The sequence below is a fragment of the uncultured Gimesia sp. genome (assembly GCF_963976445.1).
Taxonomy (GTDB): domain Bacteria; phylum Planctomycetota; class Planctomycetia; order Planctomycetales; family Planctomycetaceae; genus Gimesia.
Genome location: NZ_CAXBKP010000002.1, coordinates 534,567 through 547,360, shown reverse-complemented (window position 1 = coordinate 547,360; position 12,794 = coordinate 534,567). Strand labels below are relative to the sequence as shown.

Here is a 12,794-nt window from a genome sequence, read left to right as displayed (position 1 = left end):
CTTTTTATCCTTCGATCAATAGAATTCTAAAACTTTCTTTGATGGAATAGACCATTTCCGCGTTGTCGTAATCCCCAATATTTATGAATGTTCTGATGTAATAAGCTAGAGTCGAGCTGGGGCAGATGATTTCGTCAGCAGGTTCTCAGGTTAGGACTGTATTGACAAGGCCAATCTCGAATAATCACCAAGCTTGTGCTCTGCTTTTCTACAAACCGTTAAAATGAACTTGAAGATTTTTCAATCAAGAACGATAAGCGTGTGGGATCCAGGTTCCCCATTTTTCTTCATAAATCGCTTTGTTTTTGTCGAATAGTTCTTTTCTTGTTTCTTCTTTTAATTGACTGAAGGAAGCAGAAAGGTGATGGTGTATGTAGACATCATCTGCAATTGCGATCTTAAAGCCTGCATTTTTAGCACGTTGGCAGTAATCATCATCTTCGAAGAATCCACAACCAAAGGCTTCATCCAATACTCCAATTTCCTCAATGACTTGTCGACGAATTACTGCACAAAAGAAAGCAATCGTATTGTTGTAAAGAAGTTGACGGCTATGTTCAGAAGTGTATTTCCTGGATAGAACAGCCATCTCTTCCATGTTATTGTAATGGATGTCTATTTTTGCTTCATTGCCAATATTGTTTGTAACTGGTCCTAGCAGTCCCAGTGTATTGTCTTTTAGAAAATATCGAATCAAGCCCCACAACCATCCTCTGGTTACAAAGGTGTCATTATTTAGAAGTACAAAATATTCACCGGTAGAATTCTTAATGCCAATATTATTCCCTGCCGCGAAACCAACATTCTCTTCATTGAGTATTAATTTTACATTGTCTTTTCCCTCTGCAAACTTTTGCAGGAAATCAGGGGAACGATCAGTCGATGCGTTGTCAACAATCACCAGTTCCCAATTCGGGTAATTAGTAAATTCCATCAAGCTATTTAAGCAGGCACGGGTAAGCTCCAGGTTGTTGTAGGTAAGTACAATAATACTTACTGCCGGATGAATTGACTTAATCGTCTCTTCAAGTTTTTCTGCTCTGTTTGACCATTGGTTTTTTAACGCAAATTCTTTACGCGATTGAATACCAGTAGGCTCGTCCTTAGATTCCAAAGCCTGTTTGATTTTGCTGATAAAGGACTCTGTGTCTTCTCCGATATAGACAAGCTCTTTTAGGAGCAGAAGCTCCGGCATTGCTGTTGCTACAACAGGCTTCCCAGAAGCGAGGTATTCATAAATTTTTACTGGATTGGTGTAGTGGATTAATTCAACTAGCTTAAAAGGAATCAAACAGACATCAAAAGCATAAAGGTATTCTTTTAATTGGGAGTAAGGGATCTCTCCGATAAAATGAATGTTCTTATTTGTTTTGGCCGCCTTAGTATCACACAAATAAGTGGACCCAATGAGCACAAAATCGTACTCTGGATATGCTTGAGCTGCTTTCACGACTAGCTCAATGTCAAACCATTCTGAGATGGCTCCAAAGTAGCCTATTACTGGCTTGTCAGAATGAAATGAGACAACATCTGGTGGTTGTGAAAACCATTTTGAATCAGCAGCATTTCGTATGAGGGTGTTTTCTCGTTGCTGGGCGATCTTTTCAGAAAGAGTAGCAGATGAGGTGATGATTAAGTCGGCATTTTGAAGCAGATGCGTTTCTTCATGCAGGATTTCATTGGATGTGTTGTGGAAGCCGCTATGATAATCCATACAATCATAGACAACCAGAGAAGCAGGCAGGGTCAAGGCGATAGGGGTCCAAAATGGATGATCAACAATCGCGATATTTTCTTCAATTTTACATCCCCTGACAAACTTGTCCAACGCATCGGTATATAGTCTTTCCTGAGTTTTGGTCGGAACCTCTTCGTAAATTGATTGATTGGGATAGGGGATATTAAACTGGCAAATAAAAACGCGTTCTTCTATTTGCTCAATTAATGTGATTTCTGGATCACCAGATATAAAAGTAGTGGTGAAGTAAAAAACACGATGCCCATTTTGTGCCAGCTGAGTGGCCAGGTGCTGTGGGCGCTGAATTCGAAAATGCCAATCAATAACAGGAAATACAAATACATCAGGACCTTTTTTTTCACAGCATAATATTTGACTTATTGCGTGAGCCTTCAGGTCATCAGAAAGTTGTGCTTTTTTTTTTAGCTTATAAGACCATTTCCTGATTCTTAGAACGATTTTTCGTTTTATTTTCCGGAGAATTGATTGAAAGCCCGAAGGCATTCGTGAATAAATTGATCGAGCCAAACGGTAGAATAGCCGCAGGACCGGCTTGAGAATTGAATCACACTCATGCTCTAATTTAGAATTGATTTCTGAAAGATTCAGAACTCTTTGAGAAAGCTGATCAGCTTCTATTTGTAAGTCCAATAATTGAATCTCAAGTTGCTCCTCTTGAGTCAAATTTTCAGCATTAAGTGGTGATGTCGCTTGTGCTGAAGCTGGTTCGCTTCTGGTTGCTCTTTCCTTTTGATCTACAGGTAATCCTTTGAGAGAAATATCCTCCCGTTGATTAATGTGACCTGCGTGCGGGGATAGGTACATCGCTCTTAAGCGTTCTTGAGTTTCCTGCAAGCTCTGGGCTAACTCTGGATCTTGGCTCTTTAGGGCAACCATGTATTCAGACTGAATTTGGCACTCATTCATAATACAAAAGTTATATCTTTCTTTTAATTGTTCAGTGAGATATGGTAATTGCTCTTGGTATTCTTCGAAGGAAAATATCTCATTTAAATGAGGTCCCACTTCCTTTTTTGATGCAATAAAGACTCGGCGATAAAATGGAGGGCAAGTATCTGCGCTGACTGCAACTTCATTAAAGTATTTACTAAACTCAAACACCGCGTTACGAATAATGGGAGTGTCTAACGCGACGAGCGAGAAGCTTAAAAACTCTTGGAGCCAAGGAAGGTGGCCATGACCATAGCAATAAGTATGCCACCCCCTTTCTTTAAAAAAAGATTCAACTTCGGTTGAACTTGGTAAGCCAAATCTAAAATGCTCGTCTAGCCAAGGATAGTTTTTACCATAAATTGATGAATAAACTTTATTCATGTACTCATCAAGTAATTCAGATTCAAGTTCTTTGCAGGGGAATGACAAAATGACTAAATCCGTTGCCAGATCCTCGATCTTGGAAAGAAACTGTTCTCTGAAGTCTGCTGGAATATGTTCTAAAACGTCAACATTGCAGACCGCTCTGAACTGTTTTCCTTCCAGTTCGTCAGAAAATATATCATCAGCGATATATTTGTGATTATTACTGATTGCTGCCTTATTTATCAGTAGTGGATCAATGAATGTAAAATAATTCTCGGGTAGAAGCTGTCCGAGAATACATTCATCGCCACTTCCAATATCAAGTATCTCAGACTCATCTGTACCGATGAGTGATTGAATCGCTTTGGCTGTTGGCAAATAACGGCTATATTGGTCGAATATGAGTCGTGACTTGGCTTCCGTCATGGATGATGAGCTCTCTTTTTGAATTTTCATTTATGACCCGTGATTATTGACGCTCATGATTTACCAGAACTAAGCGAATACCAGGTTTGTCTGAGTGGTTCCTACAATTTCTTGAATGACTTCAACTTCATCCTCAGATAAGATCTCGACGTGTCTTCCAATTGATGATCCACATTTTCCATTGAGGTTCATCAAGGAGGGATTTCACGTCTAAGTAGATATTCAAATTCATTTGTATTCTAAATTATGCGATGAGGCAGGGAATTGCTCGCTTAATATAGTTAAGTAGAAGATTGAATTTATACTCAGTGCTTCGTGTCCATCTACGAGGGTAATTTATTGTCCTTTCCATATTTGTCAATATCTAAATACGTTTGTTCGGGATCCAAGTTATTGACAGTCTTTTAGTTAAGCACGTTTTTCTCTATTCTCAGGTCCTCAAACGTGACTTGAACGTAATTGTGGATCTGGCTCGATATCTCCAATCATTACTAATTGATGACCGCTCCGGACCATCTCGGATCCGTGCTATTCTTATTATCTCGATTTTATTGACCTGATGAGTCAAATTAAACACTCATCCTATTATCATCCATTTTGAGCAATCTTAATATTTCCCACTTTCAAATAAAGCGGTATTAGCCCCTTGAGGAGTCTGCCGCAGTGTTAACTCGTACTTTTTCTAAAATCCTCATCTCACTAATATGCCATTTTATTATTTGCGACAAAATGCCACCGCCGAATACATTATTCTACAATAATGTAGATACTTAGGAATTAATGACTGAGGAGAGAATTCAGACTAACCTCTGAATAGACGTGTATCGCTAATATTCGACTAATTGCTTTTTGTCTACTCGGCGAGTAAAAGCATGGAATCAGGCACAACGTCCTTCCGAGTGGAAATCACCTGTCTGCGAGAGGAATTCCATTAAAAATTCAACTAGTGTCAAAATAGGTTTGTCATTAGAATTTGCCCACTGTGGTGTGGAATATAGAAAAGGCTCCCCCCTTTGACACCTCTGGCCTTTGACACCTCTGGGCATGCCGAAACATAGCGACGTTTCTGCTGCAAACATGAATTACTCTGCGCTTGAAAAGAATTAGCAGGTGTCGCAGCGCTATGGTGATTTATCGTAATTGAAATCCAAAATAAAAATAAACACAAGTTAGAACGGAATTATATCTATGTTTATTACTAAGTTGGAATCACTACGAGGTATTGCAGCTCTCGTGGTCGCAATTTCTCATTCTTTGATTGTATTTTCAGTCGATCACAACCAAACAATCTGGCTTTCCAGATTCTATGAGACCGATGGTCTTCAATCTCTTGTTACGAGTCTGCTTCTGATACCGTTTAATGGAGGCGCGGCGGTAACAATATTCTTTGTCTTGAGTGGTTATGTATTAGGTCTCTCGTTAGATAAGCGGCCTTTGAAAATAGCGGGAGTGTTTTCGTTTTATATAAGACGAATTTTTAGAATTTACCCTGCATACATCGTAAGCCTTCTCATAATTATCAGTTCTATCTATTTTTTTCACACATATATTGAGTTTCCTAATACGTCAACTTGGTTTAACTGGTGGTTTACGTCAGAGATTTCTTTGCCCAATGCAGCGAAAAATATTTCGATGCTTGAAATAAACCTCAATCCAATAGCATGGACGTTAAGAGTTGAACTTGTAATGTCATTCTTTTTCCCTTTTGCATATGTACTTAGCCGTAAGATAGGAGAAAAGTCAAATCTAGTCATTCTTGCGTTGTTGGTCGCGCTAAGTTTTAATTACTCTTCCAATATTTATTTTCGATTTGGATTTGTTTTCTATCTTGGCCTTTTACTGCCAATTATTATTGAAAAATTGGATACATATGCATCCAAGAGGAAATATAATATCATTCTTGCTGTGAGCATTATATTTCTTTTGTTTTCCAGAATATTATTTCTCAAAAGTAATATATTTTATGCTATTCTCCTCGAGGGAATATTTTCATCATTAATCATCGCAATTATAGCAGATACTAAAACCACCGTTTTTCTCAGCAGAATTCTAGATTTAGATATTACGAGAAAGCTCGGGAGATTATCATTTTCTTTTTATATTTATCATTTCATTGTTCTGTACTGGCTTTCTTACTGCTTACTCTTAATTGTCAGCCCTGAAGTCACAGGCCGTTATCCACTACCGCTGGGTATATTGTTAGCCATCGTCTCTGTTTCTATTTGCTATTATGTTTCCATAATATCTTATCAGTGGGTTGAACAACCGATGATAAAATGTGGAGCGATCACTGCAGAGAATCTCACACACTTTATCAGTAATTTATCTGTCCCCATCAGTCTAGATATGCGATTGAACCGCTATAAAAGGTATCTTCACAAAAGACGGCTGGCGGTAAGTTTGCTTTTTAAAAACAAGTATTGGTCTTAAGATATGCCTACCATCCTTTCATAGCAAGGATCATGTTTGAAGAGCAGGCAAAGATGATCACATACAGGTCGAATCATCTTTTGCAATACCGCTGTTGAACAATCACTTGCCACAATCTGTTTTGCAAGAAACTGATACTCGTTTTATTCAAAGAACCAACAATTCAAGTAGCACAGGAGCAGTTATCAGCTTCTGAGCGTCATTTATGACTGGTGCTGAAATATGTCATTTCACCTCAGTTTAAAGTATAAGGCAGTTTTTCCTTGGGCTTATTGACAAATCAGTATTGCACTGTAGATCATTAGAACGCAGAAGAAGAATTCTGAATTTGATGTTCTGGGTTTCCAATCAGTTCGCTAAACTACGTATTTCAAATACAGATGTGTTTTACAGCCCATAATGCTCTATTCATAGTAAAGGGCGATAACGAGATGATTGCAGATATCAAAAGTTGATCTCACTGTCGTAGACAAGTTTTACTTGATACTTGGCCATAATCGTTCTGAAACACTTTAAAAGCGAGATCAAACCCGATTCAGTCGGCTCTAGCAAAAGCATTTCGAACTGAGAGAATCGCTGCCTATTTGTTACACAATTTTAAAGCGAACCTGATATCGTTGTATAGAGAAATTGATTCATGGATTTAATTTACTTTTCACCTGTTCCGTGGGATAGCTATACTCAGCGCCCTCATGAATTCGTGAAATATCTGGCACAATCTGCTGCCGTTAAAAATGTTTTATGGGTTAACCCATTCCCCACTCGCCTCCCCAAAATTAATGATTTTTTAAGACGGCCCAATCTTGTTCATAGTAAGTCCAACAATCAACTGCCATTCCTGACTGTGGTCAATGTTCCCTGCCTACCTGTGGAACCTCTGCCGATGCTCAAACTTCTCAACGATTTACTCTGGAAAAAAGTTAAGGACCAACTATTAAAATTTTGCCTCGATTCGAAAGAGCGACTCATAATTGGAATTGGGAAGCCTAGTCGACTGGGACTCTGGCTGTTGGGTAATGTGAATGCACAACTCACAATTTATGATCGAATGGATGAATTTTCTGAGTTCTATTCAGGGCTCTCAAGAGCTGCCATGGAGTCTTGGGAACAACAAATTGTTGAACGGGTCAATCATGTTATGGTCTCTGCTCGGCATCTGGCATTGAGTATTTCTCATCTGAAATCAGAAATATCTGTTGTTGAAAACGGCTATGATATGTCTTCGCTTCCGGTGCCTGAAGCAAACAGTACTTCCTCACTGGAACCGGTCGTATTAGGCTATGTAGGGTCCATTGCAGAATGGTTTGATTGGGAATTAACAATTGAGTTGGCAAACAAAAACCCTGATTGTATCATCAGATTAATCGGGCCGTGCTTTGTGAATCCCCCCGCTCTGCCAGAGAATATTGAATTAAAAAAGGCCTGCCCGCGTGAAGAGCTTGTTGAACAAATCAAACTATTTTCTGTTGGTATCATACCCTTTAAAATAAATGCTTTGTCACAGGGGGTTGATCCAATCAAATTTTATGAATATCGGGGACTCGGAAAACCTGTTTTATCAACACAATTTGGATCAATGCCCGAGCATGCTAAGCAGGGGGGAGTGGTCTTTTTTGAGGAGACTCCTTTAGACGAATGTGTGCTTCAGAGCTTGAGTATGGCACCAACATCTGAGGAAGTGGAACAATTCAGAAAAGCTAGTGACTGGTCGGCTCGCTTTGAAAATGTACTCACCTGGATAAAATGAATTCGAAGCTGATGTCACAAACAAAACTTTCCGTAATCATAGTTAACTACAATTCTAGTGAGCATGTTACCGCATGTGTGAAATCGGTATTACAATGTGCTCCTGAAGTGGAAATCATTGTTGTCGATAACGCTTCAAGTGATCATAGTATCTCACTTTTGGAATCGACTTTTCCCGATCATCCTCAACTCAAGGTGATACGCAATCAGTCGAATCTGGGTTTTGCCGTTGCCTGTAATATTGGCACAGAAAACGCAGTTGGTGAGTATCTGTTTTATCTCAATCCAGATTGTATGATCTATGAAGGTACCATTCCCCAATTATTAAACTGCTTGAACGAAGGCGAATCGATAGGGATGGTTGGGGGCCGCTTGCTCAACGCAGATGGAAGTGAACAGCGTGGAGGTCGACGCACTATCCCCACTCCCTGGCGAACTTTTGTGCGAGTGTTCAAGCTATCGTTTCTGTCAAAACGTTACCCGCAATTGTTCTCTGGCTTCGATCTTCATCTACAAGCTGTACCAGAGCGATCCATTGAAGTAGAAGCAATATCTGGCGCTTGCATGTTAATCAAACGTGATACGTATGAAGATGTGGAAGGTTTGGATGAAAAATATTTTCTCCATTGCGAAGATCTGGACTGGTGCATGCGATTCCGGATGAAGGGGTGGAAAATTATGTTTGTTCCAGACGCGATTCTAACCCACTTTCAGGGAGCCTGCAGTGAATCAACACCAGTCATAGTCGAATGGTATAAACATAAAGGGATGATGCGATTTTACCGTAAGTATTTTCGACAGCAATATCCTGGAATCTTAATGTGGATTGTCACGATCGGAGTCTGGTTACGGTTTAGCTTACTCGCCTGTTACTTTTATGTACGAAAATTTATTAGATGGATACAAAGTGCCAAAGCCTGAATCTGTAGTTGGTGTTCTGGGAGCTACAAGCTTTGTTGGTAACCGTCTCTTTGCGCCAGAACTCAGGCAAATCTCAGACAAAGACCATACTTGGATTGCATTTAGCCGAAGCAAGCAGGAATTAATGCCCGAAGAGGCCAGCAACGTCCACTGGTGTGTGTTAAATGATGATCCTCTTGCTAATGTCAGGCAGAAGATAGAATACTGGATATGCCTGATTCCAATTTGGGTTTTACCAGATTATTATTCCTTATTAGAATCACTTGGTGCGCGCCGCATTATTGCACTCAGTTCTACCAGTCGTTTTTCAAAAGTAAATTCCATCGATCTTTCAGAACAAAATCTCGCAGATCGCTTAGTAGGTGGTGAGCAACAATTAATTAGCTGGGCTGAAGAAAATACAATCGACTGGGTTATCGTACGGCCCACTCTCATCTATGGTTTTGGACGTGATCAAAATATAACAGTCATCGCGCGATTCATTCAGCGTTTTGGTTTTTTTCCACTCTTAGGCAAAGCCAATGGATTAAGACAACCTATTCACGTGGATGATGTGGCAAAGAGTTGCCTCTTAGCCCTGAATGAAGAAAAAATTGTAGGTAAGGCATATAATATTTCAGGCGGAGAAACGTTATCATACAAAGAAATGGTCGAAAGAATATTTACCGTTTTGGGGGTAAAACCAAAATTTATTCAGTTTCCCCTGGTGGCTTTTCGCATTTTGATAACGCTCTTACACTTTCTCCCCAAGTTTAGAAAAATGTCAGCTGGTATGGCGGATAGAATGAATCAGGACCTTACTTTTCCTAATCAAGATGCCAAGGATGATCTTAAATTCGAACCAAGAGGTTTTCAATTAAGTAAGGAAGATGTTGGGAAATGATGGAAGCGGACTTAACTCTACTCAGCATTCTATTTATTTTAGCTGTAATTACTTCAATAGTCTGCACGAAATTAATTATTATCAATGCTGCTAGAGTCGGCTTAATTAGTGAGCCTACTGAGCGATGTGCCCACGTCAATCCCACTCCCAACGGAGGTGGATTGGCTTTCGTTTTTAGTTTCTTATCGATCATGAGTTTCTTGTACTCATGGAATTATTTTTCAAGTAACATTTTTCTCAGCATCGGATTCGGTGGATTTTTAATTGCATTAATTGGTTTTTTTGACGATTATCTACGCTTATCGGTAAAATTGCGCCTAATTACTCAGGCATTGATCATCACTGCGACTCTCTTTGTCTTTTCTCCTTTGCCTCCCATTGAATTGTTCGGATTTGAGCTGAAATCTCCCTGGATATTATGGATTTCAATCACTTTACTTTTAGTCTGGTGGCTCAATTTATTTAATTTCATGGATGGAATTGATGGCTTGGCAACGCTGGAATCAATTTGCATTCTTCTGTCAGCGACCTTACTAATTGGTTTACATGCGATTCTATCTAATGAGGGGATACTCATTCTTTTATTACTCGCCAGTTTACTAGGATTTCTAGTATTTAACTGGGCTCCGGCGAAAATATTTATGGGTGATGCTGGGAGTACATTTTTAGGATATGTGTTAGGAATGATTGCATTGCTAACAATTATCAACGGCTCGTTAAATCTCTGGACATGGCTAATTCTATCAGGTGTGTTTTGGGTCGATGCAACAACCACCCTTTTAAGACGCATGTCACAAGGGGAACGCTGGTATCAAGCACACCAAAGCCACACCTACCAAAGGGTCTCTCGCTGGCTGGAATCAATTGATGGTACAGATAGGGGGCGAATTATGGCCCATCGAAAAGTAACTCTTTTAATTCTTCTGATAAATGTCTGCTGGTTATTTCCGCTAGCAGGAAGTACATTGATGTGGCCTACATGCGGGATTTTTCTTCTAGGACTCGCCTGGACCCCTCTCTTGTTCCTGGCGTTTTATTTCGGAGCAGGGACTCAAGAGGAATTAGTCGAGAGAGCAGTAAAGCAAGAAGTGTCAAGAGAAAATTAATAGACGTATAACACTATGGCATGCCTTCGCAAACGATACAGCATGCAACTTGGGCGGGCTGTTTTTTTAATGGTTGTTTTATTCACCTGTTGGGTGCAAGCGGATGTGGACGAACGGAATAGCTTTGCTTTTGGCACGGTGACTACCAATAATGTATTGAAGATCACAACGATGAGAAATCTCCAGTACCTTTACTATCGAATGGTTTGATGTATCCCTTTGCCGAGGTGTTGCCTGGCTTGATAATCAGCGTCTTCAGTTTGGTTTGTTTCAGCAAGTCGCGAACTCTCCTGGCAGTGAATTCAAGGCTATTATCACTCCGGCAAATGATCAGGGGTCCCGCGATGTGCAAACAGGTCCCTTAACCGCTCTGGTTAGTTTTTAATGTTCGGTCTTATCGTTAAGAATAGTCGCGTGTAGCTGAACCGCGAGAACTTTGTATGGTGAACCCTGCAGTCCACGCGTTGTGGGAAATATCCGTCAGATCCGAATTGGATTTGCAATCTGAATAATTGCTTATTACAAATATGCTATGTCAGCAAAATATACAATCTTCCTTAAAATATCTGATGCCCTTACTGTTTTAGAAAATCTTCCATGAATCTTCCCAATCAATCTCGTCGTGCGTTTCTTAAAGCTTCTGTTGCAATGTCAGGGGCCATTCCACTTGTTTCTGACTTGGCTCAAGCAGAATTAAATGAGGCAAGTAGGCCACTGATTGCTTATGTGGGCACGTTCAGTTCTCCTCTTCGTGATATGTTAGCGACTCAAGTTGACTTGCCGCCCGGTAATGGACGTGGTATTCATCTTTTCCAAATCGATCGAGAGACCGGGGCAATGACGCCTGCAGGCATCTATGCAATGGGGACAAGCCCGAGTTGTCTGGCTGTTAGTGCAGCAGGAACTCATCTTTATTCCACCAATGAAACAGATCGCGTGGGAAAAGAGAAACACGGAACAGTAAGTTCGTTTGTGATCAGCAAACAAGATGGAACCTTGAAACCACTCAACACAGTTAGTTCGGGGGGCGCAGGTCCAACATATGTGAGCATCCATCCCTCGGGGCGTTTTCTGCTGATCGCAAATTATTTTGGAGGTTCCGTGGCAGTGCTACCCATTCTGCAGGATGGCCGATTAGGAGACGCGACAGATATTAAAAACGATGTGGGAAAAATTGGTCCTACAGCTGCCACAAACGCACCGAAAGGCAGCTTTGCAATCAGTGGACATGATCGTACACACGCACATATGATTCAAGCTGATCCTACAGGACGTTTTGTGCTGCATGTCGATTTGGGATTAGATAAAATCTATATCTGGAAGTTCAATAATAAAACGGGAAAACTGACTGCGAATGATCCTCCCGCAATCTCCCTCCCTCCCGGTGATGGTCCTCGGCATTTCCATTTTCATCCCAATGGGCGTTGGTTCTATTCCATCCAGGAAGAAGGTTCGACAATTGTCTTGTTCAATTATGACTCTGAAGGGGGAAAGCTGACTTCACGGCAAACCATTTCCACACTGCCTGCTGAGTTTGTGGGAAGTAACTTCTGTTCAGAAATTCTTGTTTCTGGGGACGGCAGGTTTGTTTATGCAGGCAACCGTTTGCATGACAGCATTGGAATATTTTCTATTGGCTCAGAGGGCAAACTGACTTTCATTGGTGAAGAATGGACACGAGGAAATTACCCACGCAGTTTCAGTTTCGATCCTACAGGAAAATTCTTGTACTGTTGCAATCAACGGGCAGATAGTATCGCAGTCTTTCAGGTCGACAGCAAAACGGGCAAATTGAATTTCACTAACCACTATGCTGCTGTAGGAAACCCTTCGCATATCGTCTTTCTTGACCTTTCAAAAAAGGGGTAGTTGAATATTAATAGTCAATAGATGCATCCAAAATGAGAAAAGTACGGAATGTTTTTCTCAGAAAGTGCCAGGAAACACGAAGGGGCGATGGAAATGTTGGAGCGTTGGTTTCCGGTATTTTAATGCTTTGTTGAGTGAGAGTTAAATTACAAAAACCCGATAGGAATGGTTTTTACACCATTTCTATCGGGTTTTGATATATTACCGGAGGGGGGACTTGAACCCCCACGAGGTTTACCCTCACTGGATTTTGAATCCAGCGCGTCTGCCGATTCCGCCACTCCGGCCGGCGAATAAAAGTATATAGTCTAACGCTTTATCGAATTCAATGGAAATAGACAAAAAACTCTGACTC

7 protein-coding genes and 1 tRNA gene are annotated in these 12,794 nt (G+C 40.5%); 6 read left to right on the top strand and 2 right to left on the bottom strand.

From position 1 onward, the window contains the following. Nucleotides 1-244 precede the first annotated feature (244 nt). Nucleotides 245-3,514: a glycosyltransferase gene (locus AAC022_RS04530; RefSeq protein WP_339728433.1), complete on the bottom strand. Its 3,270-nt coding sequence runs from the start codon at nt 3,512-3,514 to the stop codon at nt 245-247. Nucleotides 3,515-4,672: 1,158 nt separating this feature from the next. Here AAC022_RS04530 and AAC022_RS04525 point away from each other — a divergent pair. The 6 genes from AAC022_RS04525 to AAC022_RS04500 all read left to right on the top strand — a co-directional run bounded on the left by AAC022_RS04525 (nt 4,673) and on the right by AAC022_RS04500 (nt 12,439). Then, entirely contained in the window at nt 4,673-5,914 is a 1,242-nt protein-coding gene (locus tag AAC022_RS04525; RefSeq protein WP_339728431.1) for an acyltransferase, read from the top strand. Nucleotides 5,915-6,551: 637 nt separating this feature from the next. Then, nucleotides 6,552-7,661 (top strand): hypothetical protein, encoded by a 1,110-nt coding sequence (locus AAC022_RS04520; RefSeq protein ID WP_339728429.1) that lies wholly within the window; start codon nt 6,552-6,554, stop codon nt 7,659-7,661. A gap of 11 nt (nt 7,662-7,672) precedes the next feature. After that, complete coding sequence (locus AAC022_RS04515) at nt 7,673-8,581, top strand: glycosyltransferase family 2 protein (protein ID WP_339728427.1); 909 nt, start codon at nt 7,673-7,675, stop codon at nt 8,579-8,581. Further along, complete coding sequence (locus tag AAC022_RS04510; RefSeq protein ID WP_339728425.1) at nt 8,568-9,464, top strand: NAD(P)-dependent oxidoreductase; 897 nt, start codon at nt 8,568-8,570, stop codon at nt 9,462-9,464. Before AAC022_RS04515 ends, AAC022_RS04510 begins: the two co-directional genes overlap by 14 nt. Continuing rightward, nucleotides 9,461-10,570: a glycosyltransferase family 4 protein gene (locus tag AAC022_RS04505; protein ID WP_339728423.1), complete on the top strand. Its 1,110-nt coding sequence runs from the start codon at nt 9,461-9,463 to the stop codon at nt 10,568-10,570. The genes AAC022_RS04510 and AAC022_RS04505 overlap by 4 nt, the downstream gene beginning before the upstream one ends. 597 nt (nt 10,571-11,167) lie before the next feature. Further along, complete coding sequence (locus AAC022_RS04500; protein ID WP_339728421.1) at nt 11,168-12,439, top strand: lactonase family protein; 1,272 nt, start codon at nt 11,168-11,170, stop codon at nt 12,437-12,439. 202 nt (nt 12,440-12,641) lie between these two features. Here AAC022_RS04500 and AAC022_RS04495 read toward each other — a convergent pair. Beyond that, nucleotides 12,642-12,726, bottom strand: a tRNA-Leu gene (locus AAC022_RS04495). Nucleotides 12,727-12,794: the final 68 nt, after the last annotated feature.

Excerpts from the sequence above, each read along its gene's own strand:
- AAC022_RS04530 (WP_339728433.1), bottom strand. The coding sequence starts at position 3,514 with ATGAAAATTCAAAAAGAGAGCTCATCATCCATGACGGAAGCCAAGTCA.
- AAC022_RS04525 (WP_339728431.1), top strand. The coding sequence starts at position 4,673 with ATGTTTATTACTAAGTTGGAATCACTACGAGGTATTGCAGCTCTCGTG.
- AAC022_RS04520 (WP_339728429.1), top strand. The coding sequence starts at position 6,552 with ATGGATTTAATTTACTTTTCACCTGTTCCGTGGGATAGCTATACTCAG.
- AAC022_RS04515 (WP_339728427.1), top strand. The coding sequence starts at position 7,673 with ATGTCACAAACAAAACTTTCCGTAATCATAGTTAACTACAATTCTAGT.
- AAC022_RS04505 (WP_339728423.1), top strand. The coding sequence starts at position 9,461 with ATGATGGAAGCGGACTTAACTCTACTCAGCATTCTATTTATTTTAGCT.
- AAC022_RS04500 (WP_339728421.1), top strand. The coding sequence starts at position 11,168 with ATGAATCTTCCCAATCAATCTCGTCGTGCGTTTCTTAAAGCTTCTGTT.